The 25107-nt window shown below is 38.2% G+C and carries 25 protein-coding genes and 1 other annotated feature; of the genes, 5 read left to right on the plus strand and 20 right to left on the minus strand.

The window, feature by feature from the left end; genetic code table 11:
- Nucleotides 1-3 precede the first annotated feature (3 nt).
- The 5 genes from AC6UD4_RS05040 to ezrA all read right to left on the minus strand — a co-directional run bounded on the left by AC6UD4_RS05040 (nt 4) and on the right by ezrA (nt 8580).
- On the minus strand, nt 4-1347 hold the full coding sequence (locus tag AC6UD4_RS05040; protein WP_500694373.1) for a bifunctional folylpolyglutamate synthase/dihydrofolate synthase: 1344 nt from the start codon (nt 1345-1347) through the stop codon (nt 4-6).
- A 49-nt stretch (nt 1348-1396) separates the two neighbouring features.
- On the minus strand, nt 1397-4063 hold the full coding sequence (locus AC6UD4_RS05045; protein WP_500694372.1) for a valine--tRNA ligase: 2667 nt from the start codon (nt 4061-4063) through the stop codon (nt 1397-1399).
- A gap of 36 nt (nt 4064-4099) precedes the next feature.
- Nucleotides 4100-4303: a binding site (T-box leader), on the minus strand.
- A 42-nt stretch (nt 4304-4345) separates the two neighbouring features.
- Nucleotides 4346-5569, minus strand: coding sequence for a tRNA uracil 4-sulfurtransferase ThiI (gene thiI, locus AC6UD4_RS05050; RefSeq protein ID WP_500694371.1), 1224 nt, complete (start codon nt 5567-5569; stop codon nt 4346-4348).
- 33 nt (nt 5570-5602) lie between these two features.
- Nucleotides 5603-6748: a cysteine desulfurase family protein gene (locus AC6UD4_RS05055; protein WP_500694370.1), complete on the minus strand. Its 1146-nt coding sequence runs from the start codon at nt 6746-6748 to the stop codon at nt 5603-5605.
- 113 nt (nt 6749-6861) lie between these two features.
- Nucleotides 6862-8580: a septation ring formation regulator EzrA gene (gene ezrA / locus AC6UD4_RS05060; protein ID WP_500694369.1), complete on the minus strand. Its 1719-nt coding sequence runs from the start codon at nt 8578-8580 to the stop codon at nt 6862-6864.
- A gap of 329 nt (nt 8581-8909) precedes the next feature.
- Between ezrA and rpsD the strand changes: the two genes are divergently transcribed.
- The 5 genes from rpsD (at nt 8910) to AC6UD4_RS05085 (ending at nt 12231) form a co-directional block, all read left to right on the plus strand.
- Entirely contained in the window at nt 8910-9515 is a 606-nt protein-coding gene (gene rpsD, locus AC6UD4_RS05065) for a 30S ribosomal protein S4 (RefSeq protein ID WP_039144319.1), read from the plus strand.
- A gap of 108 nt (nt 9516-9623) precedes the next feature.
- Complete coding sequence (locus tag AC6UD4_RS05070) at nt 9624-10082, plus strand: YueI family protein (protein WP_500694368.1); 459 nt, start codon at nt 9624-9626, stop codon at nt 10080-10082.
- 14 nt (nt 10083-10096) lie between these two features.
- A complete protein-coding gene (locus AC6UD4_RS05075; protein ID WP_500694367.1) occupies nt 10097-11380 on the plus strand; it encodes a replication-associated recombination protein A in 1284 nt (427 codons plus the stop codon).
- Between the two features lie 6 nt (nt 11381-11386).
- Nucleotides 11387-11671: a hypothetical protein gene (locus tag AC6UD4_RS05080; RefSeq protein ID WP_500696067.1), complete on the plus strand. Its 285-nt coding sequence runs from the start codon at nt 11387-11389 to the stop codon at nt 11669-11671.
- Nucleotides 11672-11739: 68 nt separating this feature from the next.
- Entirely contained in the window at nt 11740-12231 is a 492-nt protein-coding gene (locus tag AC6UD4_RS05085) for a universal stress protein (protein ID WP_500694366.1), read from the plus strand.
- A 20-nt stretch (nt 12232-12251) separates the two neighbouring features.
- Here AC6UD4_RS05085 and AC6UD4_RS05090 read toward each other — a convergent pair whose 3' ends face one another.
- The 15 genes from AC6UD4_RS05090 to atpF form a co-directional block, all read right to left on the minus strand.
- Nucleotides 12252-13157, minus strand: coding sequence for a helix-turn-helix domain-containing protein (locus AC6UD4_RS05090; protein WP_500709636.1), 906 nt, complete (start codon nt 13155-13157; stop codon nt 12252-12254).
- A gap of 1 nt (nt 13158) precedes the next feature.
- The gene (locus tag AC6UD4_RS05095; RefSeq protein ID WP_500694364.1) at nt 13159-13737 is read right to left on the minus strand and encodes a DNA-3-methyladenine glycosylase I; all 579 of its coding nucleotides are present in this window, start codon (nt 13735-13737) and stop codon (nt 13159-13161) included.
- An 80-nt stretch (nt 13738-13817) separates the two neighbouring features.
- Nucleotides 13818-14954: a D-alanine--D-alanine ligase family protein gene (locus AC6UD4_RS05100; RefSeq protein WP_500694363.1), complete on the minus strand. Its 1137-nt coding sequence runs from the start codon at nt 14952-14954 to the stop codon at nt 13818-13820.
- Nucleotides 14955-15048: 94 nt separating this feature from the next.
- Entirely contained in the window at nt 15049-16245 is a 1197-nt protein-coding gene (locus AC6UD4_RS05105; RefSeq protein ID WP_500694362.1) for an FtsW/RodA/SpoVE family cell cycle protein, read from the minus strand.
- A 31-nt stretch (nt 16246-16276) separates the two neighbouring features.
- Complete coding sequence (locus AC6UD4_RS05110) at nt 16277-16492, minus strand: DUF2969 family protein (protein ID WP_500694361.1); 216 nt, start codon at nt 16490-16492, stop codon at nt 16277-16279.
- Between the two features lie 42 nt (nt 16493-16534).
- Nucleotides 16535-16810 carry a membrane protein insertion efficiency factor YidD gene (yidD, locus tag AC6UD4_RS05115; protein ID WP_500694360.1) on the minus strand — a complete coding sequence of 92 codons (276 nt, stop codon included), beginning with the start codon at nt 16808-16810 and terminating at the stop codon, nt 16535-16537.
- A 13-nt stretch (nt 16811-16823) separates the two neighbouring features.
- The gene (locus AC6UD4_RS05120) at nt 16824-17837 is read right to left on the minus strand and encodes a rod shape-determining protein (protein WP_500694359.1); all 1014 of its coding nucleotides are present in this window, start codon (nt 17835-17837) and stop codon (nt 16824-16826) included.
- Between the two features lie 106 nt (nt 17838-17943).
- Complete coding sequence (gene murA / locus AC6UD4_RS05125) at nt 17944-19236, minus strand: UDP-N-acetylglucosamine 1-carboxyvinyltransferase (RefSeq protein ID WP_500694358.1); 1293 nt, start codon at nt 19234-19236, stop codon at nt 17944-17946.
- A 21-nt stretch (nt 19237-19257) separates the two neighbouring features.
- Nucleotides 19258-19488, minus strand: a complete 231-nt coding sequence (locus AC6UD4_RS05130; RefSeq protein ID WP_500694357.1) for a DUF1146 family protein — start codon at nt 19486-19488, stop codon at nt 19258-19260.
- A 125-nt stretch (nt 19489-19613) separates the two neighbouring features.
- Complete coding sequence (locus AC6UD4_RS05135; protein WP_500694356.1) at nt 19614-20042, minus strand: F0F1 ATP synthase subunit epsilon; 429 nt, start codon at nt 20040-20042, stop codon at nt 19614-19616.
- A 13-nt stretch (nt 20043-20055) separates the two neighbouring features.
- Nucleotides 20056-21480: a F0F1 ATP synthase subunit beta gene (gene atpD / locus AC6UD4_RS05140; protein WP_500694355.1), complete on the minus strand. Its 1425-nt coding sequence runs from the start codon at nt 21478-21480 to the stop codon at nt 20056-20058.
- Between the two features lie 23 nt (nt 21481-21503).
- Nucleotides 21504-22430: a F0F1 ATP synthase subunit gamma gene (locus AC6UD4_RS05145; RefSeq protein ID WP_500694354.1), complete on the minus strand. Its 927-nt coding sequence runs from the start codon at nt 22428-22430 to the stop codon at nt 21504-21506.
- 22 nt (nt 22431-22452) lie between these two features.
- Nucleotides 22453-23988: a F0F1 ATP synthase subunit alpha gene (gene atpA / locus AC6UD4_RS05150; RefSeq protein ID WP_500694353.1), complete on the minus strand. Its 1536-nt coding sequence runs from the start codon at nt 23986-23988 to the stop codon at nt 22453-22455.
- Nucleotides 23989-24024: 36 nt separating this feature from the next.
- Nucleotides 24025-24567, minus strand: a complete 543-nt coding sequence (gene atpH, locus AC6UD4_RS05155) for an ATP synthase F1 subunit delta (protein ID WP_500694352.1) — start codon at nt 24565-24567, stop codon at nt 24025-24027.
- Nucleotides 24554-25072 (minus strand): F0F1 ATP synthase subunit B, encoded by a 519-nt coding sequence (gene atpF, locus AC6UD4_RS05160; protein ID WP_500694351.1) that lies wholly within the window; start codon nt 25070-25072, stop codon nt 24554-24556. The genes atpH and atpF overlap by 14 nt, the downstream gene beginning before the upstream one ends.
- Between the last annotated feature and the right edge of the window lie 35 nt (nt 25073-25107).

The following is a 25107-nucleotide window of genomic DNA, read 5'->3' on the forward strand; positions in this document are numbered from 1 at the left end:
TAGTTACTTAAGTTTTTCTTCATTTTCTTTAATATATTTTCTAACTTCCGAGATAAATAACAGCGATCCAGTAACCAAAATTAACTGATTATCATTTTTACTGTCACGGACCTTTTTTACCGATTTGTTCAGTGCTTTATGCCAATCGCTAACTAATGAAACATTGGGAAAGTTATTGATATCAAGTTTAGAAAAGTCAGCACTTGCTCGCTTTTCTCCCGCAGAAAACCGTGTCAAAATAACGTCACTATTAGATAAAGACTTAACAATTTTTAGCATTTCTGGATACTGTTTGTCAGCGAAAACCCCCATCACAATTGTAAGATGAGAATTCCTCCACTTACTACTTCTAAAACGAAGCGACGACAAAAGGCTCTGAATTGCTGGGACATTATGTGCCCCATCAATCATAATCGTGGGATCATTATTAATTACTTCCATCCTTCCAATCCATTTTGTTGAACTAATTCCCGCTTTGACCGAAGAAATCATGGATGGTTCTGTCATGTTTAAATAATTAAACGCATAAACCAAGAAAGCTTCAATCGCAATTGCAGCATCTTCCATTTCAAAGCTTCCAATTTGTTTCATTGAAATGTTATCAATGTTCAAATGATCACTTGAAAAATTAAAATGATTTTGATTTACCGGCACGAATTGATAATCACGCTTTAATTCCCAAATTGGACTATCTAATTTTATAGCTGCTCGTTCAATCACCTTTCTCGGACCTTCTTTGATTCCTCCAATCACACATGGACGGTTTTGGCGAATAATTCCAGCCTTATTATCCGCAATTTTCTCTTCCGAATCACCAAGCAGTGCCATGTGATCCATCCCAATGGTAGTAATAATTGACATTTCCGAATTAACCACGTTGGTTGAATCGGATCTTCCTCCAATTCCGGCCTCCACAATCACAACGTCAACGGGATGATCACGGAAATAGATGAACATCATAGCGCAAATGATTTCAAATTCAGAGGGACCTAAATCAGGATCATTCTTATCAATTTCATCGACAATCGGCTTAATTTCACGCACCAACTCTAAAATTTCATCATCTGAAATTGGTTGATTATTCACACTGATCCGCTCGTTGAACTTAATCATAAATGGTGAAGTAAAGGTTCCAACTGAGAGTCCAGAAGCCATTAACATGTTACTCAAATAGGCAACACATGAGCCCTTTCCATTAGTTCCCGCTACGTGAATGCAGTTTAGCGTTTTTTCTGGAAAATCCAATTTCTTCATAAAGTGAGCCATCCGCTTTTTAGGTGGTTCTTTTTTAATTCGTGGTCTACCATGGATATACTTTAATGCTGCACTGTAACTATCAATCACCATTGCAACTCCTCTAAAAAGAAGGCTCAGCTGTTTAGCTGAGCCTCGTATTTTACTTATTTAAAGCATCGATTACATCTTTAAGTCGGATTTTAACGGCTTTAAGTTTAGCCTCATTGTCGGTTTGCTTTTCTTTTTGCTCATTGACAACTGTCTCTGGAGCATTGTCTACAAACTTTTTATTAGCTAGTTTTTTCTGTGCTCGTTTGACTTCCGATTCAAATTTTTGGACTTCTTTTTGTAGCCGTTCTTTTTCATCATTGAGGTCAACCAGTTCATCCAGTGGGATGCTGATCTCAGCATCAGTAATTATCGATGTCATAGCCAATTTAGGAATATTAATGTCAGAACCAATCTCTAACTTATCAGGGTGACCAAATCGTTCAATGTAGTCACTGTTATCTTCTAGTACCTTTTTCAAATCGGAATTCTTAGTTTTAACTAGAATGTCAACTGGACTAGATAGGGGTGCATTAACCTCCGAACGGATATTTCTGACTGCTTTAATAACATCAATCAGATGATTCATATTTGATTCTGCTTTTTTATCATCAAATTCATCATGAGTTACTGGATACGCAGCTACCACCAATGATTCACCAACGTGCGGCATTGAAAGCCAAATCTTTTCAGTAACAAATGGCATAACTGGTTGGAGTAATCGCAAGATTTGATCCAAAACGTACGCTAGGATATTTCGCGTGTTTTGTTTGGCTTTTTCATCTGAGCCAGTCAAAATTTCCTTACTCATTTCAATGTACCAATCACAAAAATCATTCCAAATAAAATCATAAAGTGAACGGTTGGCTTCACCAAAGTTAAACTTGTCATATTCTTCGGTAACATGCTTAACAACAGAGTTTAATTTCGAAAGAATCCATCGATCGGATAAATTCCATTCTGATTGAGCTGGTAACTCTGGTTTAGACATGTCACCTAAATTCATGATGACATAACGACTGGCATTCCAAATCTTATTGACAAAATTCCAGGCTGATTCGACCTTACTATAACTAAACTTCATGTCCTGTCCAGGCGTTGTTCCAGTTGAAAGGCACCATCTCAAGGCATCGGCTCCGTACTGATCAATAACATCCATTGGATCAATCCCGTTACCTAAAGACTTACTCATCTTAACCCCATGTTCATCACGGATTAAACCATGTAACAGCACGTTTTTAAATGGACGCTTACCGGTAAAATGTAAACTTTGAAAAATCATTCTTGAGATCCAGAAGAACACCAGATCATAACCAGTTACAAGCGTGTTGGTAGGAAAATAGCGTTGATAATCTCTTGAGTCAGTATCAGGCCAACCAAGGGTTGTAAATGGCCATAAAGCTGATGAAAACCAGGTATCCAACACGTCTGGATCTTGCGTCCAGTTTTCGGGATCCTTAGGAGCGTTTTCGCCAACGTAAATCTTGCCAGTCTCATTATTGTACCAGGCAGGAATCCGATGTCCCCACCATAGTTGCCTTGAAATAACCCAATCATGAACGTTTTCCATCCATTGCATAAAGGTATGCTCAAATCGTTCTGGAATGAAACTAACCGCATCATTGGTCTTTTGATTCTCCATTGCCTTTTTGGCCAATGGTTTCATTTTTACAAACCATTGAGTCGAAAGACGAGCTTCAACCTGAACTCCGGTTCTTTCAGAATGACCAACTGAGTGAACAATGGGATCAATTTTAATCATCAAGCCTTGATCTTCAAGGTCCTTGACCATTGCCTTTCGAGCATCAAAACGATCCATGCCTTCATACTTCCCAGCATTTTCGTTCATCGTAGCGTCTTCGTTCATGGTATTAATCCGTTTTAAATCATGTCTGTTCCCAACTTTAAAATCATTAGGATCGTGGGCTGGGGTAATCTTAACCATTCCAGTCCCAAATTCAGGATCAACGTACTGATCGGCAATAATCGGAATCGTCCGATTTACGAGTGGAACAACGACCTCTTTACCTACTAAATCTTTATAACGATCATCACTTGGGTTCACTGCGACAGCAGTATCACCCATCATAGTCTCAGGACGAGTTGTAGCGATTTCAATGTAATTCTTTCCATTAAATTTAGTATCATCAGCAAACGGATACTTAACGTGATAGAAAGCGCCTTTATCATCTTTGTGAATAACTTCAATATCAGATAAAGCAGTCCGAGCCTTTGGATCCCAATTAATAATGTATTCACCACGGTAAATTAACCCTTGATTATACAAGTCAACAAATACTTTCCTGACGGCTTTTGACAAACCATCATCCAACGTAAAGCGTTCACGACTGTAATCAAGTGATAACCCAAGTTTGGCCCACTGTTTATGGATCGTATCAGCAAAGTCGTCTTTCCATTCCCAAACCTTATCGACAAATTTTTCACGACCTAAATCGTACCGCGAGATCCCCTTCTCGTTAAGCATGGCTTCAACTTTTGCTTGAGTTGCAATTCCCGCATGATCCATCCCAGGAATCCAAACTGTATCATAACCTTGCATCCGTTTCTGTCTAATTAACATGTCTTGAAGAGTAGTATTCCAGGCGTGACCCAAGTGAAGCTTACCGGTCACATTTGGCGGAGGTAAAACAATTGAATATGGTTTTGCCTTTTTATCCCCATTTGGCTTGAAAACATCCTCATCAAGCCATTTCTTATACATCCCTGCTTCAACTGAGTTGGGATCATATTTCGTTGACATATCTACTTCTTTTGCCATTTCTTCACCTCATTTAAAATAAAAAGCATCCGTCCAGAATAGGACGAATGCTCGCGGTACCACCTAAATTGAATTATTGCTAATTCCAACTTAACTAGATAACGGCTAGTACCGATTACATCTTAATTCATTCAACATAACTGCTCACAAGCAACAATGACCATTTTAACGCATGGACTTTCCAGCACGTGCCCACTCTCTGCGCGTCATAACAACCAACCTCTTGATCAAAGCATTTAACATAATAAATATTACTCAATTTATAATCTTTAGTCAATCACATTAAAGTAATTCTGAAAAAACATCTTCATTAGCGTTCAAATAATCATCATTTGGGTGAATCTTACTGATCGTAATACCGTCAATGGCTTCTTTCATTAAACCATCCACGTCAATGTTTCTTTCAAACTTTCTGGCTTTCTCCACGTCCGGCTTCGTTTTCGGTGCTGGTGGAGTAAAGATCGTACAGCAGTCCTCATAAGGAAGAATTGATAAATCATAGGTATCGATCTGTTCAGCAATCTTAATAATCTCAGTTTTATCCAAAGAAAGCAACGGACGTAGAACTGGCAAATTAGTCACATCATTAATGGCGCGCATACTTTCTAAAGTCTGTGAAGCAACTTGTCCTAACGACTCACCGGTAAATACTCCATCACAATGACGTGCAATGGTAATTGCTGCGGCAATTCTCAACATCATCCGGCGCTGAACCGTCATCAAGTAACCTTCTGGAACTTTTTCTTTAATCTCTTCTTGAATCTTAGCAAATGGGACCTGGATAAAATCAACGGTTCCACCCAATGCCGAAAGTTTAGCCGTCAAATCCTTAGCTTTTGCTAGCGCTTGTTCACTAGTGTATGGAGGACTGTAGAAATGAATCATATCTAACTTTACCCCACGCTTCATGGCCATGTACGCCGCAACGGGTGAATCAATGCCTCCTGAAATCATCATGGTACCACGTCCGCCAGTTCCAACTGGTAGTCCTAATGCTCCCTGAATCGTCTCACTTGATAAATAAATGCCAGACATTCTGACATCAATCTGTAAGTTAATGTCAGGTCTTTTCATTTGAGCTTTAATCCCATCTAAATGATCTAAGACATACCCGCCAACCTCATCATTTACTTGATAAGTGTTTAATGGATAATCTTTATTTTGACGGTTAGTTGAAATCTTAAATGTTTGACCACTCTGGAATTGATTCGAAATCATTGCGAGTGCCTTTTTCTGAATATCTTCAATTGGAGTATTTTTTTCCAACTTAACAACTGGTGAAAAAGTCTCAATTCCAAAGACCTTTTTTAGGGCTGCCATCACTGGGGCTGCATCTTCACCATGCAAACTGACATGTAACCGATCCCGTTGGGCGTCAACGGTGACTCCATCAAACTGTTTTAAAACTTGCCTAACGTTATGTCCCAATTGCCCAATAAAGACCCTGCGATTTTTTCCCTTTGTGGACAGTTCGCCGTAACGAACCATAATCTCACTATACTTCACACCCTCACTCCTTTACTATTCTTTAATGATTATCTAACTTAACTTTTTGAATTCTTCGTACAATTCATCAAATACTTGATTAAACTTATCAGCTTCATCTAAAGTATTTTTGTCTCCTAAGGAGATTCGAACGGCACTGCGAGCGATGCTTGGGTCTACTCCCATAGCATCTAAAGTTCCTGCCGTTTCCTCTTTTTTGGATGAACAAGCGCTCGTAGTAGAAATGTAAATCCCATGTTCTTCAAAGGCATGCACGATCGTTTCACCTTTCACTCCTTCAATTGCAAAGCAAAGAATGTGTGGAGCAAAGTGGTCTGATAAACCGGAGAAAGGATGAACCTTGTTGAACTTAGTAATATGAGCATAAATTCGTTCTCTGATCTTTTGTTCACGTGCAATGCTTTCAGATTCATGATCCGAAATGATTCTGAGTGCTTTAGCCATCCCTACTATCGCAGGCAGATTCTCAGTCCCACTCCGTTGCCCTCGTTCTTGGCCACCACCATCCATTAATGGAGCAATCTTACGACCGTTTTTCCCATATATCAAACCAATTCCTCTGGGAGCATGAAATTTATGCCCAGAAAATGTGACAAAATCAACTCGATCATTGAAAACCAAATCGTGTAGACCTTTACCAACAGCCTGGACGGCGTCAACATGAAAATGAATTTTGGGATATTGTTTTAAGACATCACTAATTTCATTGATGGGTTCAATAGCGCCCATCTCATTATTAACCGCCATGATTGACACCAAGATAGTATCCGGTCTAATAGCGGATTCTAAATCTTTTGCTGAAACTCGTCCCTCTTTATCGACGGGTAAATAAGTAACGTCAAATCCCAAATCTTCTAAAGCGTGCATTGAATTTTTCACCGCTGCATGTTCAACAGAAGAAGTGATGATATGCTTACCAAATTGATGTTTCTCTTTGGCGGTCCCCTTTATAACCCAATTGTCACCTTCAGTTCCTCCACTAGTAAAGTAGATTTCGTTAGGTTCTACTCCTAAAATTCTCGCAATTTGATTTCTTGATTGATTCAATAGATTAAACGATTGTTGACCAAAGTTATGAAGACTGGAAGGATTTCCCCAGATCTTTTCACTTACCTGATTATAGGTATCCAAAACCTGACTATCTACTTTAGTCGTCGCACTATTATCAAAGTAAATCATTTGGTACCCTCTCTTTCTAATTCGTCCAAATTACAACAAGATTTATTATACCAGCATTGAAACATAATAAAAACAAGCTGAATTGTTCCAACTCTAATTCAGCTTGTTCGTGCTTACTTTTGATTTTGTGAATCTTGCTTATTTTTGTAATAAGTATTTTCAATTCGCTTGTAGGATCCAGGATTGGCTTTATCAATCGCAGTGGCAATGGTTTCTAAGCTTTCAGGATACTTATATTCATCGTCAAACAGATGCTTAGCTTTTACCAGTGCTCTATTAATCTCTGGATCAGAATTTCGATAACGATTGGCATATTGCATCACTTGCTCAGCAAGCGATGAGCTATCAATCAAATCATCAGTCTTCTCTTCAAGAGTATCCCGATCTGATTTAATCACGCTTAACTGTTTTTGAACATCATCCATACTAATCTTGACCTTATCCATCGTCCGATTAAGATCCTTAATCTCGTCAGCCACAATGCCAAAGTAGTCAATGTAATCCTGTGATATACCCGGTAAATTCAGCTCATCAATCTTACGCTGAATCCCATGAAGTTCCAAATCAAGATCATCTAAGACCTGATGGGCCTTCTGCTCTTCATCCTTAAAGTCAGCAACCGAATCATTAATGGCCCGTTGTTTCTTTTCAATCTCCGTTAATTGACTATCGCTACTAGTAACGTTGTCAAGGATGTGAGTATAAATGGCTTTCTTGTTGTCAATTGCCTCACGATCTTTTTTATAGGTAGCTTCAATCTCATCAATTTGTTTTCCTAAAGCATTGGCCTTATCAATTTCACCATGTTCTAGTGAGTAATTATGACTGAGTCGATCTAATTCATCGATTAAAACCTGATTTTGTTTTTTGGCGTGTTGGATATATTCTCCGGTGATCTTAAATCCTTTATCAACTTTTTTCTTAGCAATTAATTGCTTTTCCATTAAATCGTAAAGACGATCAATCTTGGTCTCAATCTCACTATCAGAATCCTTGGCCAATTTTAAATCAAGGTGAGCAATATTTTCAAGGTTATCGGAAACGGCTGTTCTTAATTCCTCTAAAGAGACGTCAAATTCATCATCAGCAAATTCATACCCACTTGCATTCATTTTAGAATGAGTTGAGCTAATCTCATCAATTTGATTTTTAAATTCTACATTATTAGTAGCATATAAATGAGGAATTTGTTGCACATCAGCTTCTAACTGATTAGTTGACTTATTTAAATCACCAAGAATTTTATCAGCCTTTTCGTGATCACCATTTTTTGATAGATTAGAAAAATCATCAAAGGTCCCTTCAATCGTCGACAACTGATTTTCAAGCGCATCAATTGCGGGCCCAAAGGAAGCATTCTTAGTAAGCAATTCTTTTCGAAGTTCTTTATAACGACCTTCTAAATCAGTAATGGCCTTCTTATGTTCAGAATTCAGCTGATTCATTTTAGCTAAAAACTGACGAATTACCCTTACATCATCTTCTGAGGTTTTAATTTGTTGTTCCACATCTGAGCAAACTTCCCGTGTCTTAACAAAGTTAATTCCCTTTGCGTCACTTTTTACCGCTTCAACGTTATTTTTGACGGAAGGAAGTAAGTTATTAGTAACGTTATCAAAATCAGCTTGAGCACTATTAACGCTACTTAATGAATCACCGGTGAGGCCGATATCTTTCACCTTATTAATCTCATCTTGCAGATTCAAATCATTTAGGCGCTTAACGCGTTTTTCAATTGTTTCAGCAATTTTTAATAAATGGTGCTGATACATGACCACGGCACAATAAATTACAGCTACTACAACTAAAATTCCAATAATGACGTTAACCATTAAATACCCGTCCTTCAACAAATTAATTATGTATAAACTTTTCCTCGTTATTAAAGTAATTATATCATAAATGAGAAAAATTTATGATAGCATTCTGAGTTTTAAGATCATCAATTGCAACGTTGCATTGACTTTTAGGTGCTAATTTCATATAATTGGGCTTGTGTAAAATAATGCAGCAGTATGCGGTAAGCTCGTCAACATGTCCTTGCTACTTGTAGTTTAATTAGTAACCCACTGGCTGCTGAGGCGAAAGTTCAGAGGGATATGCACGAATACTAAGCATACATCGTTATTTTACTCCAAATATTTTATTGGAGGATTCATTTATGTCAAGATATACAGGTCCAAGTTGGAGAATTTCTCGTCGTCTTGGAGTTTCTTTATCAGGTACTGGTAAGGAATTACAACGTCGTCCATATGCTCCAGGTGTTCACGGCCAAGGTCGTCGTCAAAAACTTTCAGAATATGGTGTTCAATTACGTGAAAAGCAAAAATTACGTTACATGTATGGTTTAACTGAACGTCAATTTTACTCATTGTTTAACCGCTCTGGTAAAATCCGTGAGGGTAAGCATGGTGATAACTTTGAAATTATGCTTGAAAGCCGTTTAGATAATATGGTTTACCGTTTAGGCTTAGCTACCACTAGACGACAAGCTAGACAATTAGTTAACCACGGTCATATTACCGTTGATGGCAAGCGGGTTGATATCCCTTCTTACGAAGTAAAGCCCGGTCAAGTGATCGGTGTTCGTGAAAAGGATAAGGACATGGGCATCATCAAAGAAGCTGTCGAATCAGTTGTGAGCCGCCCTGCTTATGTATCATTTGATGCTGATAAGCTTGAGGGTTCATTGACTAGATATCCACAACCAGATGAATTAAATGCAGACATCGATACTTCATTAGTTGTTGAATACTACAACCGTTAAAATATTGTGTCTGTTAAAGAAAAGGCGATCTCGATTGAGACCGCCTTTTTGTATCTCCAATTTCTTTAATGTTAAAATGTAGTAAATACTCAATAAGGAGCAAATATTATGACAGATGACAAAGGATCAGTTCAAAATCGACTTGATCAAGCAATGAGTGGAAACTCCCCTCAAATTAACCCAGATGAGCAACGAAAATACTTGGGAACTTTTCGAGAACGGGTCGACTTCGCCATTACGGTTTCTGAAGATAAAAACCAGGATGCAATCGATCAGTTAAGTAAAGAAATGAAACAACATCCCACTTATCAACTCTTCATTAACGGCAATATAGCTGAAGAACAGCAACAACCGTACATGAAGTTGGCTAGCCAAAATAACACTAAGTTCACTTTAAAAAATAACAGCGCTTATGGTACGATGCCTAATCAATACGCTGTGGTCTTAGTTGCACCTGACGCAATTAATAAAGACCATATTGATTTTGATCCTAGTAAGGTTAACGCCAAACATGATGACGATCAACCTAAAAAACATCAATCATGGTTCTCACGGTTATTTAAGTAGAAAGAAGCTATAAAATGCAAAAGCCCCTCGCCTACAGAATGAGGCCCACTAAAATTGAAGATATTGTTGGCCAACAGGATTTGGTTGGCAAGGGCAAGATTATTGATCGCATGGTAAAAGCTAAAATGCTTTCATCAATGATTTTATATGGGCCACCTGGCACCGGAAAAACCAGCATTGCAAGTGCAATTGCGGGTTCGACTAAATATGCTTTTCGGATGTTAAATGCAGCAACTGATACCAAAAAGGACCTCCAGGCGGTAGCTGAAGAAGCTAAAATGAGTGGAACGGTAGTGTTATTACTAGATGAAATCCATCGGTTAGATAAGACCAAGCAGGATTTTTTGTTACCACTACTAGAAAGTGGGCAAATTATCTTAATCGGGGCAACGACAGAAAATCCTTATATCAATATCAGTCCGGCCATTCGTTCTAGAACAGAAATATTTCAAGTTCATCCATTAACCAGTGATGACATAACCAAAGCCGTTAAGCGAGCACTAGCGGACAAGCAAAATGGCTTAGGTAATCTAAAGATCAAACTTGACCATAACGCCATGAGCTTTTTAGTTCACAGTACCAATGGCGATTTGAGAAGTGCTTTAAACGCCCTAGAATTATCCGCCAAGTCCACTAAGCCTGACCAAGATGGCGTCATTCACATTACTCTGGCTGATATTGAAGCTTGTTTACAAAAGAAAGCATTGAGTCAAGATAAAAATGGCGACGCTCACTACAACGTGATGTCAGCACTTCAAAAATCAATTCGTGGCTCCGATGTTAACGCATCCCTACACTATGCCTCGAGGTTAATTGAATCAGGGGATTTAAACTCCCTAACAAGAAGATTAATGGTAATTGCGTATGAAGACATTGGGTTAGCTAATCCGGCTGCTGCTTCCAGAACAGTATCGGCAGTGCAAGCTGCTGATAAACTCGGTCTCCCTGAAGGACGGATTCCGCTATCTGATGCCATCATTGATCTTTGTCTTTCACCAAAATCAAATTCAGGAATTACAGCGATTGATAAGGCTTTATCTGACGTAAAAACTGGCAATTACGGAGACATTCCTGATCACTTAAAAGATGCCCACTTCAAGGGTGCCAAAAAACTAGGACACGTCGGTTATAAATACCCACATAATTATCCCAATGATTGGGTTAAACAACAGTATCTTCCTGACAAAATTAAGAATGCCAAGTACTATCAACCAAAGCTGAACGGTAAATACGAAAGAGCTCTAGCTGATCAATATGAAAAAATCAACGAGGCTGAAAGGCATGTCGGAAAGGAATAATTGTCGATGCTCATAAAAGTTTTAATGTTATTTTTCTCCGTAATTTTAATTATTAACGGAATTTATTTTTTGACCCATGCTCATAAAAGTTTCCTACTGTTTCATCCCGAAAAGTTTACCTCATTAAGCATCATCTTACTCATTAGTGGTGTCATTCTAATTGTGGTAGCAATTTTAGGAATTATTTCAATATTTTTCGATAACACTGTTTTTACTCTGTTAGTCTTATGTGCGGGGTGTTTGTGTGCTGTGATTCCAGAACTATTCATCATTCAATACATGGATAAATAGCCTTTATATCTGACTTTTCAATTAAAAAATACTAGAATTAAGTTAAATAAAACATCGAGGTGGTTTTTATGCTACAAGAATACAATAATATTTTAGTTCCCGTTGATGGTTCATACGAATCCGAGTTGGCTTTTAAAAAGGCCGTTGCCGTTGCCAAACGTAATGATGCTCATTTACACATTGTCCACGTTGTAGACACACGAGCATTTCAAAATATCTCTAGTTTTGATACATCAGTAGTTGAAGAAGTAACTCAAAACGCTAAAAAAACACTCGAACAGTACGCCAGAGAGGCTAAGGATGATGGCGTTAACAAAGTCGATTATTCAATCGAATATGGCGCACCGAAAACAATCATCTCAAAGGAAATTCCCGACAAACTCGATATTGATTTAATCATGATCGGTGCAACCGGGTTAAATGGTGTTGAACGGTTACTAATTGGTTCAGTAACTGAATATGTCACTAGGATGGCGGTCTGTGATGTATTAGTTGTTAGAACAAATCTAAATAATCAAAAAGTTGATCCTAAAAAAGGAAAACAAAAAGTTTCTAAGTAAAACAAAAAATCATTCGATGATTATTTCGAATGATTTTTTGTTTTGGCAATTTTTAATAATTTATCAATCCGCCCGCTATCTCTTACTCCTTTCAAAAGATTGATTTTACTTTGGGTGCTTTCTGCCTTTTCAAACAGTTTTTCTCTTTTATAACTCAAATATTTCAAACTATAAAATGATTTCAAACAATAGAAGGAATACTTGCGTTTTAGGTAAGATATCATAACATTGGATTCAGAAATCACTAGTTGATTATCGTTAGCTACAAATGCGAAAGTGACAATGGCAAGTCCTAACTTAATGACAACATATCGATCAATTGTATTCATTTCTCTTCGATGTAGCAATTGCCCCATCCTCACCAAAGCATCATCCAAATACTTACGAGCCAATTTTTGACATCCCAATCTCCGATATGAGATTGCAATGCCCAAATAACTCCATGCAGTACAAATAAAATTTGTTTTGACGGAACACGAGTCAATCATAGTATGAAAGCATAGGATTACTTCATCTAAAGAAAAACCACAAAATAGTTCCGCAAAACCACGTTCACAATAATATCTTCCTTTGATTTCTCTTGAATCAATATTCTCAACTTTAATTGTTTCAATAATCGTATTAGCTTTCTTGAAATGATAATGAAGTAGAATGCATTCAACTTTCTTCAGTATTTTTTTAGCATAGCAATACTTTTCATCAGAACAAACTTCGTCTAAGTTCAATCCCAATCGGGACACAATTTCTGGAATAATCACCCATTGATTAAAACACCCATCATTTTCAAGCGCACTGATGGTTGACTGAGTACATAGTCCTTTGGCAAGCTCCGACTGCGTCATATGAATATCAATTCGGCGTTTTTTAATTCTCGCTCCAATCTTTTTCAATAGCGCTTTTGAGGGCATTATGACTTCCAATTGCACGTCATCTCCCTTGACGATTCAAAATTTCATCGTATCTAAAACAATTAACGTTATGATCATTAATGATCCCCGAAGCTTGTAAAAACGAATAGAGTGTTGTGGGCCCAACTCTTTTAAAATGATACATTTGAAAAACCTGATTAAATTTTTTAATCATTGGTTTCATTTCCGAAATATCGATTTGATCATCAATAATTAAATGATCAACGGGGGTATAATTCACCTGCTGCCATAATTGGTCAAAAAAATGAATCCCCTTTCCCTCTAACTCAAAAACAATCTTGGCATTGGTTAAAATGGCATCAAGTTTCGATCGATTTCTAATTCCACGTTTGTCACTCATTGCAGTGTCTTTGATGGTTTCTGCGTGAGTAGACAAATAGTTAAAATCAAAATTATGATAAATGCTATCCAGTCCATCTAACTTCTTCAAAATTAAATTCCACTGAAGTCCTGCCTGCATTATTTCTAGTGACAGTTCTCTAAATAATGCTTTTTCGTCATAATCTGGAACACCCCACACCGTATCATGGTAATTCATTAATCGTGGACTCTTAGTTGCCCAGTTACATCTTTCCATTATTATCACCTCTTATAAGTATATACGAAGAACAATCTTCAAATAAAAAAAGATTATGACTATGTCATAATCTTTTTTTATTATTTATCCTTATATACTTTTTTCTGATCGCCCTTTTGAAGCGGCTTAAAGTCATGCAAAATTTTAGATTGACGGTCAAATTCAGCATAAGCTAGTTCAATCAATTTATCGATTAATTCGGTATAACTAATTCCAGAAGCTTCCCAAAGTTGCGGATACAAAGAAATATTGGTAAAGCCCGGTAATGTGTTAACTTCACTCAAATACGGCTTAAAATCCTTTGAAACAAGAAAATCAATTCGTGCCATTCCCTTTAATCCAAGGGCCTTATAAGCGTCTAATGCCATGTTCGTGATTTGATCATCGACACCATCTGGCAATTCAACTGGAATGGTAAATTGGACCTGACTGGCATCCACGAACTTGTTGTCATAGGTATAGAATTTGTCATCTGCTGGAACTTTAATTGCCCCTAGTTTTGATGCCTTGGGATTTTCATTTCCTAAAATAGAAATTTCGACTTCTTCTGGTCCCTCAATTGCTTCCTCAATCAAAATTTTGTTGTCATAACGAAAAGCATCTTCTAGTCCGCTATCCAATTCCTCTTGATTATGCACCTGATGAATACCGATGGAAGAACCTTGATTGGCTGGTTTGATAAACATTAATGAACCGAGCTTTTTAGATAATTTAGCATAATTCCAATCTTTACGATTATCTGGAGTCAATAAGACGTATTTGGTATTGTTAATGCCTGCTTCATCTAGGATTTTCTTAGTAATATCCTTATCATAAGACATTGCAGAAGCTAAGATTCCACTTCCAACGTAGGGCTTATTCATTAGACGTAATAGCCCCTGAATGGTTCCATCTTCCCCTAAGTTTCCGTGAATAATGGGAAAGAAAACGTCAATATCTTTAGCGCTATCGAAATTAATAATGGGAGCTAGCGGATTATTCATGTCGAGATTTAAAATCTCATCTTTTTCCACATCCGTTTCATCTTCACCATCAAATACACGATGTGAAGCATCATCGCTCAAGACGATTCCATCCTTAGTAATTAGGAATAAGCTGACTTCATACTTATCCTTGTCCATCGCATCATAAATATTATGCGCGGATCTTTTTGAGACGTCGTGTTCTGATGAATTACCACCAAATAATAACGCGACGTGCTTCTTATTTTTAGTCATATTCGCACCTCTGTCGTTCATAATAGAATCTTAATTATAACACAAAAATTAACCGGTAAATAATCTCAAATAAAAAAGCATGAATGAACATGCTTTATGAGAAATTCTTATCTGTACTAAACATTGAACTCTTGTTATGGTATTGCATTGACATTATCAACCCAATCCCTATCATGTTACCAATTAAGGCAGAACCTCCTTGGCTCACAAATGGGAGCGGAATTCCAGTCATTGGCAGCAACCCAATGCTCATTCCAATGTTTTCAAAAACATGGAATAAAATCATCATAATAACTCCACTAGAAATATAGGCATAGAAAACATTTTTAGTCTCAAAAGTAACCTTGATCATTTCATAAATCAATAAGAAATAAAGAAGAATCAATAATACCCCACCAATGAATCCAAAGTTCTCTCCCATCACGGAAAAGATCATATCAGACTCACGAACGGGAACGTAAACTTTTGAAACATTGAATCCCGTTCCAGTAAGACCTCCTGATCCAACTGCTTTCATACTTTGCCATAGTTGAAATCCTTGGTTACTCGTATCTGACTCAGGATGCAACCAAGTATCAATTCGAGCGAATTGATAAGACTTAAAGCCAAAATGACCAAGTAGCATCCGACCCTCTTTAGTAATGGCAAGTGTTAGTGCAATGGCACCAAGACCACCTGTAACACCAAAGATTGGCGCCAGTATTTTCCACGTAACACCGGATACAATCATCATCCCGGCCAGGATGGCAATGAACACAATGGTAGTTCCAAAATCATTTTGCAACTTTAGTAAAATCACAATTGGAATCGTCCATAGAATCATTTTACCAAGTAACGCCCAATCACTTCGCGTTTCATGAATTGGATGTTCATTATTGTGAGAAGCAATGACTTTAGCCAACATCAAAATATATGCAGGTTTCATGATTTCAGATGGTTGAAATGTCAGTGGCCCTAACTGAAACCAACTTTTAGCACCAGTTTGTGCCGCATAGGAACGACTATACAAGAACAAAACAGCAACTAAAAGAAAGATCCCAAACCAATACGCATAAGGTGCTAATTTCCATAACTGTTCGGAATCAAATTGCATAATCACAACGATGGCAATTGCACCAATTGCGTACCACACTAATTGCGAAACAACCGCCTTTACGACACTTGTTTGACTTGTATCATGACTGGCAGCTACAAAGATCGACCCTATGCCCACCAAAGCAAGCATCAGTACACAAAAAATGATTCCCCAATCGATTCGATTCTCGTCTGTACTTTCCGACCTATTAAACACGATTAGAACTCCTTTTTTTCATAAATCATACTTATCTTTGGTGCAAATTATACTCTCTTATTACCTCAGCAACAGCATCTTCTTCGCTGTTTTCATGGAAAGTTTTGTCACCAACCACACAAATTGACTTCCCGTTCTTTTCTTCAATGGTGCCCACGGTATGACCGCCAATTTGCACCAATTTCAACGCGTTTTCTTCTGGATCATCAATAATATTAACACCGATTCGTTTTTCCTTTCGATTCACGCTTAAAAACCTCCTAGAATAAAAAATAGTTGATAAAATCAACTATTTTAGCTTCATCGAGCGACGATAATCTTCCTCAGCTTTTTTATTTCTTCCCAATGAAAACTTCTTGGGAACTGGATCGTATCCACCCTTAACCAGTGGATTACACCTCAAAATTCGTGTAAACCCCATCAGTGTCCCTTTCAATGCTCCAAAGCGATTGATCGCTTCGAGCGTATAATGCGAACAGGTTGGTGAGTACCGACAACTAGGCGGAAACAATGGTGAAATAAAGCGCTGGTAAAACTTAATTAAAGATATAAATACTCGTTTCAATTTTTTCTCTCAATTATTTTCTACTGAAAAATCCACGACTCTTTTTATTGCTACTCATGTGCTCAAGCATTTCACCAGCACCCTTTGCAACGTTATCTAAAGGATCTTCAGAAATATAAACCGGAACCGTTAATGCATTTGAAATTACAGTATCAATGTCTTTAAGAAGTGCACCACCACCGGTTAACATTACTCCTCGATCAATAATATCAGCTGAAATTTCTGGTGGAATTGTCTCTAAGACTGCCTTTGCACCTGACACAATGGAGTTAATTGAACCACTAATAGCTCTCGCAACTTCCTGACTAGTAATGGTTACCGATTTAGGCATCCCACTAACTGAGTCACGACCTCTAACCTCCATCTCTTTAACATCTTGGGTGGAAACGTCTGCCGTTCCAATCTGCATTTTAATTCGTTCAGCGGTGTGTTCACCGATAATAAGGTTATGTTCTTGTTTCAAGAAGTTAACGATATCAACGTTCATCACATCTCCAGCAATTTTAAGTGATTTACTGGCTACGATATCACCGAGTGAAAGAACCGCAATGTCTGAGGTTCCACCACCCATATCGATTACCATGCTACCATGAGGCTGGTAGATATCCATACCAGCACCTACGGCAGCTACTTTAGGCTCTTCTTCAATGAAAACTTCGCCACCAGCTGCGCGTTCCGCTGCTTGGATAATTGCTTTTCGTTCAATGTTAGTGATGTTTGTAGGAGCACAGATCATCGTCTGTGGTTTAGAAACAACGCCCTTAACGCTTAATTTACTGATAAAATACGAAAGCATTTCTTGAGTAATATCAAAATCAGAAATAACTCCGTCTTTTAAAGGTCTAATGGCTTTAATGTTTCCAGGAGTTCTACCTACCATTTGGTAAGCTTCAGAACCGACCGCCAATACCTTATTTGTTTTAGTATCAACGGCAACTACAGATGGTTCATTAAGAACAATACCCTTCCCCGTAACGTATATAAGAACGTTAGCAGTTCCTAAGTCAATCCCAATATCTTGTGCCATAAAAATACTTCCTTCCGTAACATCGTTTAACTAAATTATAGCATATCCAGAATAGCAAAAGAGAATTATCACATACGAAATTATCTAAATTTTTCTAACGATCAAGTTAGTCATTAGCAATTGCGTCGCTTTCTTTAATTGGGATTCGCTCAACTTCTGCGCCAAGTTTTTGCAGTTTCTTGTGAAATTCGTAGTAGCCACGATCAAGATACTTCAGATTAGTAACTTCCGTATAACCATCAGCAACTAGACCAGCTAAAATCAAGGCAGCTGCGGCTCTAAGATCAGTCGCAGCAACTTTAGCGCCCTCAAAATGGGTTGGTCCATACATGGTGACTGTTTCGCCATTAATGTCGAACTTAGCACCCATTCTGCGTAATTCTTCCATGTGCATAAACCGATTTTCAAAAACAGTTTCCGTTAGCTTGCTGACACCATCGGCCCTTAACTGCAATACTGTCATTTGAGGCTGCATGTCAGTAGGAAAGCCTGGATATGGGGCAGTCTTAACGTTAACTGGTTTTAATTTTGCGGGTCCAATGACACGAACACCATCGCGTTCTTGTTCAACTTTAACCCCCATCTGTTTCATTTTGGAAATTAATGGTAAGTTATGTTCGGTAATCCCGTTTTCAATTAAAAGATTTCCTTCAGTAAGCGCTGCGGCAACCATAAAAGTCCCAGCTTCAATTCGATCTTGAACCACTTCATGACTAGCACCATGAACACTTGGTACTCCGGTAATTGTAATCGTATCAGTGCCTGCTCCAGAAACTTTTGCTCCCATTTTGTTCAATACTTTTTGTAAGTCAACAATCTCAGGTTCACGGGCAACGTTTTGAATCTTGGTAGTTCCCTTTGCAAGGGTAGCGGCCATCATTACATTTTGAGTAGCACCAACACTTGGAAAATCGAAATAAATATCGGTTCCAGTAAGTCCGTTAGGAGCAGATGCTTCTACGTAACCATCATGTTGTTCAATGTGAGCACCTAAGGCTTCAAAGCCACGCAAATGTAAGTCAATGGGACGACTTCCAATTGCACATCCTCCTGGTAAAGCAACTTTTGCTTGACCTAAGCGAGCTAAAAGTGGACCCATCACAACAATTGAGGCTCTCATTTTTGAAACATATTCGTACGGAGCTTCTGGTGAAATTTTTCCAGAAGCATCCACTGTAATTTTATTCTTACTTTTATCAAAATCAACTTGAATACCCAAATGTTTTAAAACTTCATTCATAGTAAACACATCGGACAACATGGGACAGTTGGTTAAAACAGTCTCGCCATCACTTGCAAGAATAGTAGCAGCTAGAATCGGTAAAACGGCATTTTTTGCACCCTCAATGTGAACTCGACCATTAAGTTTGTTTCCGCCATGCACAACAATTTTTTCCATGGTACTCTCTCCTATTACGTATTATTTAAATAGTACTGTTAAATTTTTTAAGTTATCAATGAATGACATAAAGAACGAACTGCATATAAAACCAATTACGATCGAAAGGAGGACAATCAAGACCTTCCCTTGTCGTTCTTGAATTGGTAAAAACCGTTCAAAGTGAATTCCTTGTATAGACCAAAAAGCTAATGCAATAAAGAATAGCTGGCTAATTATTGTTATTAAAGATTCAACTCCAAATGGATTCATTACGCGATACTCCTAATATTCATTCTTACTATATACTATCATAAAATCATTCAATTGTCGTAAATCGGAGGTCCATGTAAAAAATTGTAACAAAAAAGAGGAACTAAAAAGTTCCTCTTTTTTAATTAATGTTGTGCAACATTAATTCTATTAACAGCTCTTTGTAAAGCAACTTGTGCACGTTTCAATGCATCCGTATCGTTCTTAGATTGAGCATCTTTAATCTTCTGTTCTGCACGCTCTCGGGCATGAGTAGCTCTCGATACATCAATGTCACCTTTACGTTCAGCACTATCAGCAACGATGGTTAAAGTATTATTGGAAAATTCGGCAAATCCACCATTGACCGCAACGGTATCCATGTCATTTCCGTTAAACTTAAACCTCGTTTCACCAATTTTTAAAGAAGCAATCACTGGAACATGGTTAGCTAAAATTCCAAGGTCACCCATCATGGTTTCAATGATAGCCATGGTGACTTGATCATTGGAATAAACCTCGCCATCAGGAGTAACGATACTAACGGTTAATACTGACGATTTATTATCAGCCAATTAGATCAGCCTCCTATTTGCTTTGACTTGCTTTTTGTTCTTTCAGTTTGTTGTAGTTTGCAACGACATCATCAATTCCACCACAGTTTCTGAAACAGTCTTCAGGAATATCATCGTACTTACCTTCAAGAATTCCCTTGAAGCCGGCGATAGTATCCTTAACGGATACATACTTACCTGGAAGACCCGTAAACTGTTCGGCAACGGTGAAACTTTGTGATAAGAAGAATTGAATACGACGAGCACGACCAACAATCGTCTTTTCTTCGTCGGATAATTCATCCATTCCTAGAATTGAAATGATATCTTGTAATTCACGATATCGCTGAAGAACGTGTTGAACTTGACTTGCAACGTCAAAGTGTTCTTGTCCAACGATTTCTGGAGAAAGGGCAGATGATGTTGATGCCAATGGATCAACGGCAGGATAAATACCTTGTTGCGTTAATGAACGCTCAAGGTTAGTGGTAGCATCCAAATGGGCAAACGTTGTTGCAGGAGCAGGATCGGTATAATCATCGGCTGGAACGTAAACAGCTTGAATTGAAGTGATCGCACCCTTTTTAGTTGATGTGATTCGTTCTTGAAGTTGTCCCATTTCAGTAGCTAGAGTAGGCTGATAACCTACGGCTGATGGAATACGTCCTAACAGAGCTGAAACTTCCGTACCAGCTTGGGTAAATCTAAAGATGTTATCAATGAATAAAAGAACATCATCACCTTCAGCATCTCTAAAGTACTCAGCAAGTGTAAGACCCGTCAATGCCACACGCATACGAGCACCAGGTGGCTCATTCATCTGACCATACACCATGGCAGTATGCTTTAACACACCCGATCCTTTCATTTCAAAGTACATATCATTACCTTCACGGGTTCTTTCACCAACACCAGTGAAAACGGAAATACCGTTATGACCCTGAGCAATGTTATGAATTAATTCTTGAATCAAAACGGTCTTACCAACACCGGCACCACCGAATAATCCAACTTTACCTCCACGAATATATGGAGCTAATAAATCAATAACTTTAATTCCAGTTTCAAGAACTTCAGTCGATGGGTTTAACTCATCGTACTTAGGTGGTTGTCTGTGAATGGCCCATCTCGTTTGATCAGGACCAAATTCTGGTCCACCATCAATTGGCTGACCTAAAACATTAAATACTCGACCTAGAGTATCATTACCTACTGGCACTTCAATTGGAGCACCAGTATTTTCAACATCCATCCCACGACGTAAACCATCGGTTCCGTCCATAGCGATGGTACGTACCACTCCGTCACCTAACTCAAGAGCAACTTCAACAACTAATTGCTTGTTGTCACCCTTTTTAACGTTCAAAGCAGTATTAATTTCTGGTAAATCACCGTCTAGGGGAAATTTAACATCAACAACTGGCCCGATAACTTGTTGTACTTTACCAGTAGTATTCATTATGCTTTAATTCCTCCCATCTATTAATGGTTCAATGCTTCTTGACCACCAGTAATTTCTGTAATTTCAGTAGTGATAGCTGCCTGTCGTGCCCGGTTATACTTGAGTTCAAGTGATGAAATCAAATCATCGGCATTATCAGTGGCTGATTTCATTGCGGTTGAACTGGAAGCATGTTCGGCTGTCTTGGCATCCAAGATCGCTCCATACATTAAACTTTCAGCATATTGAGGAATTACAACACCAAGCACAGCCTTAGCGGATGGCTCAATATCATAATCTTCAATCAAGTTTTTAACTTTGACATCAGATCCAGCTTGACCACTATTCTTATCATCCATAGATGATTGAATTGACTCCTTATCCATGGGAAGAAGCTTTTCAGCCCTAAAATCAGAGGAAATTCGGTTAACAAAGTGATTATAGCAAATGTATAAATCGGTATAAATCCCATCGTTATACATTGATGTAATGGTCTTAACGATTCCTTGGACTTCGGTATAAGTGGGAACATCTGACACGGTACGATTTTCGTATGCAACGTTTGCTCCACGCTTCTTATAGAAGTCTGCACCATTACCACCAATTGCTAAAATCATATAATCATCAGTATTTGGAGTGTGCTTTTCAATAAACTCATTGGCACCTCTGATTACATTACTATTGTAGCTTCCAACCATTCCACGATCAGATGAAATTACAATATAGGCGGTCTTTTTCTTAGCATTTTTTGAATCTTGACTTGAAGGTTTATTATCCTCTAACAAATCGGACTGAGCCAGATGAGCGATTACAGACTTAACCTTAGATACATACTGATTATAGTTCTCTGTATGTGCCTGAATTCTGTTCAACTTAACCGTTGAAACCATCTGCATCGCCTCGGTAATCTGACGTGTACTCTTGGTCGATGCGATTCTGTGCTTTACATCATTCATCGATTCAGCCATTAGTTGTTATCCTCCCTTCAAGTTAATTACTATTAACTATACTGTCACCTTTAGCTGAAGGCTTAAAGGTGCTTGCAAATTCTTGGATTGCACTGTTTAGCTTCTTTTCATCTGGAAGATCTCCAGTTTTCTTAATGCTTTCAAGTAGGTCAGGATAATTTGTATCAAAGAATTTGAAGATCTCATCCTGGAATCTTAAAACATCATCAACGGCAATTTTATCTAGGTAGCCATGAGTTAAGCAATACAAGATCAAAACTTGTTTTTCAACTGGTAGTGGCGAATGAAGTGGTTGCTTTAAGACTTCCACCGTTCTAGATCCACGATCCAGCTTAGCTTTAGTAGCTTCATCAAGATCAGAACCAAATTGAGCAAACGATTCAAGTTCATGATATGAAGCAAGATCCAAACGTAATGTACCAGCAACCTTTTTCATTGCCTTAATTTGGGCATCTCCACCAACACGAGAAACTGAAGTACCAGCATCAACGGCTGGACGGTCTCCAGAATAGAACATGTCAGAGTTTAAAAAGATCTGACCATCAGTAATTGAAATTACGTTGGTTGGAATATAAGCAGAAACATCCCCTGCTTGCGTCTCAACAATTGGAAGAGCGGTCATCGAACCGCCACCCATCTTGTCACTCAACTTAGCAGCACGTTCAAGTAAACGTGAGTGGGTGTAGAAAATATCACCAGGATAAGCTTCACGGCCAGGTGGACGTCTCAAAATTAAGGAAAGCTCACGATAAGCATTAGCTTGTTTCGTTAAGTCATCGAAAACAATCAAAACATCTTTACCCTTGTCCATGAAATACTCACCCATGGTTGCACCAGCATATGGTGCAATGTAAAGCAAGGGAGCAGGTTCAGATGGACCAGCTGACATGACGATTGTGTAATCCATCGCACCGTACTTTTGGAGGGTGTTTACTTGTTGTCTAACAGTTGAATCTTTTTGTCCAATTGAAACGTAGATACAAATCATATCTTGATCTTTTTGGTTCAAGATTGTATCAATCGCAATTGAAGTCTTACCAGTCTTTCGATCACCAATGATCAACTCACGTTGACCTCTACCAATCGGAACCAAAGCATCAATTGATTTGATACCAGTTTGTAGTGGTTGTTTAACACTTTGACGTTGCATGATTCCAGGTGCTTTTTTCTCAATTGGAGCAGTTTGATCGGTCTTGATCTCACCTTTACCATCAATTGGTTGGCCTAATGAGTTTACAACTCGTCCAACCATATTATCTCCAACAGGAACTTCCATGATTCTTCCGGTTCTTTTAACACTGTCACCTTCACGAATACCTGTAAAGTCACCTAAAACAACGATACCAACTTCGTTGCTTTCGAGGTTTTGCACCATTCCATAAACACCATTTTGGAACTCCAGTAATTCACCGGATAAAGCATTATCTAGACCATATGCACGAGCAACACCGTCACCAACATAGGTAACGACACCAGTCTCGTCGACGTTAAGTTCGTCTTTGTAGCCATCTAATTGTTTTTTAATTAGGGCACTAATTTCTTCAGCCTTAATGCTCATAAAAGTTTCACCTCTTCAATATAGATATCTTATCGACTAAGAGAGCAAATTCCGTACTTCTTTAATTTTAGTACGAACACTTCCGTCGTAAACAACGTTATCTGACGACAAAATCGCACCGCCAATAATACTACTGTCTACTTTCGCAGATAAGTCAACTGTTTTAGCACCAACCCTTTTGGCAAATGTCTTGGTTAACTTGTCTTTCTCTTCGTCATTCATTGGAACTGCTGTAACTACGCTAGCACGCACGATTCCTTGCTTCTTATCATATAATTTGCCAAATTCATCAATAATCGCGACCATATCATTAATACGCCCATAGTCATAGACCATCTTTACAAAATTCTTGACGTACTGAGAAGTTGCGCCATCAATCAAAGAATTAATGATCGAATCTTTTTGCTTAAGATCAAGCACTGGCCCTGCTAATGCGATAGATAAACCAGGGTCACTTTGAAAAATGTCTTTAATCGCCATTAAATCAGCGTTCCCAGTTTCTAACTCATCATGTTCTTCTAGTACTTGAAAGAGCGCATTAGAATATCTTTTGGCAAGCGTAACCTTATCTAGACTCATTTGGATTACCTAGCCCTTCAATATAAGAATCGATTAATGCTTTTTGATCATCAGCATTTAAGTTCTTTTTAATGATTTTGGAAGCAATCTCAATAGATAAATCTGCCACATCATCTTTAGTACTTGCTAAAGCGTCTTCACGTTCTTGTTCGATATCTTTATGAGCTTTATCCTTTAAGGTTTTAGCATCATCTTGAGCATCGGAAATAATTGTGTCACGACGTTTTTGACCAGCTTGTTCAGCATCACTAACGATTTTGGTTGCTTCGTCATGCGAGTTTTGTAATGCATCGGCACGTTCTTTGGCTAACTTAGCAGCATCGTTACGTGATTGTTCAGCAGAATCAATATCGTTGGCAATTTTAGTTGCACGATCTTGCATCATCTTTGTGACGGGTTTCCATGCGAAAATCTTAACAATCCACATCAAGAGTAAGAACAAGATGGCATAAAACAGCATATCACCAACATTGAATCCAGCCGCAATAACTAAATGTGTATACATCTATTGACACCTCCTTTTTCTAAACTAAGAAAATG

Source organism: Fructilactobacillus sp. X3R5C2 (assembly GCF_059901175.1).

What these genes read in the sequence shown, in the direction of transcription:
- ezrA (WP_500694369.1), bottom strand. Translation starts at nt 8,580, where the DNA reads ATGGTTAACGTCATTATTGGAATTTTAGTTGTAGTAGCTGTAATTTAT.
- AC6UD4_RS05120 (WP_500694359.1), bottom strand. Translation starts at nt 17,837, where the DNA reads ATGGCACAAGATATTGGGATTGACTTAGGAACTGCTAACGTTCTTATA.
- AC6UD4_RS05045 (WP_500694372.1), bottom strand. Translation starts at nt 4,063, where the DNA reads ATGGCAAAAGAAGTAGATATGTCAACGAAATATGATCCCAACTCAGTT.
- AC6UD4_RS05070 (WP_500694368.1), top strand. Translation starts at nt 9,624, where the DNA reads ATGACAGATGACAAAGGATCAGTTCAAAATCGACTTGATCAAGCAATG.
- atpH (WP_500694352.1), bottom strand. Translation starts at nt 24,567, where the DNA reads ATGAGTCTAGATAAGGTTACGCTTGCCAAAAGATATTCTAATGCGCTC.
- rpsD (WP_039144319.1), top strand. Translation starts at nt 8,910, where the DNA reads ATGTCAAGATATACAGGTCCAAGTTGGAGAATTTCTCGTCGTCTTGGA.
- AC6UD4_RS05095 (WP_500694364.1), bottom strand. Translation starts at nt 13,737, where the DNA reads ATGGAAAGATGTAACTGGGCAACTAAGAGTCCACGATTAATGAATTAC.
- AC6UD4_RS05085 (WP_500694366.1), top strand. Translation starts at nt 11,740, where the DNA reads ATGCTACAAGAATACAATAATATTTTAGTTCCCGTTGATGGTTCATAC.
- atpA (WP_500694353.1), bottom strand. Translation starts at nt 23,988, where the DNA reads ATGAGCATTAAGGCTGAAGAAATTAGTGCCCTAATTAAAAAACAATTA.
- AC6UD4_RS05100 (WP_500694363.1), bottom strand. Translation starts at nt 14,954, where the DNA reads ATGACTAAAAATAAGAAGCACGTCGCGTTATTATTTGGTGGTAATTCA.
- atpD (WP_500694355.1), bottom strand. Translation starts at nt 21,480, where the DNA reads ATGAATACTACTGGTAAAGTACAACAAGTTATCGGGCCAGTTGTTGAT.
- AC6UD4_RS05040 (WP_500694373.1), bottom strand. Translation starts at nt 1,347, where the DNA reads ATGGTGATTGATAGTTACAGTGCAGCATTAAAGTATATCCATGGTAGA.
- AC6UD4_RS05080 (WP_500696067.1), top strand. Translation starts at nt 11,387, where the DNA reads ATGCTCATAAAAGTTTTAATGTTATTTTTCTCCGTAATTTTAATTATT.
- AC6UD4_RS05055 (WP_500694370.1), bottom strand. Translation starts at nt 6,748, where the DNA reads ATGATTTACTTTGATAATAGTGCGACGACTAAAGTAGATAGTCAGGTT.
- murA (WP_500694358.1), bottom strand. Translation starts at nt 19,236, where the DNA reads ATGGAAAAAATTGTTGTGCATGGCGGAAACAAACTTAATGGTCGAGTT.
- AC6UD4_RS05075 (WP_500694367.1), top strand. Translation starts at nt 10,097, where the DNA reads ATGCAAAAGCCCCTCGCCTACAGAATGAGGCCCACTAAAATTGAAGAT.
- AC6UD4_RS05145 (WP_500694354.1), bottom strand. Translation starts at nt 22,430, where the DNA reads ATGGCTGAATCGATGAATGATGTAAAGCACAGAATCGCATCGACCAAG.
- AC6UD4_RS05130 (WP_500694357.1), bottom strand. Translation starts at nt 19,488, where the DNA reads ATGAATCCATTTGGAGTTGAATCTTTAATAACAATAATTAGCCAGCTA.
- atpF (WP_500694351.1), bottom strand. Translation starts at nt 25,072, where the DNA reads ATGTATACACATTTAGTTATTGCGGCTGGATTCAATGTTGGTGATATG.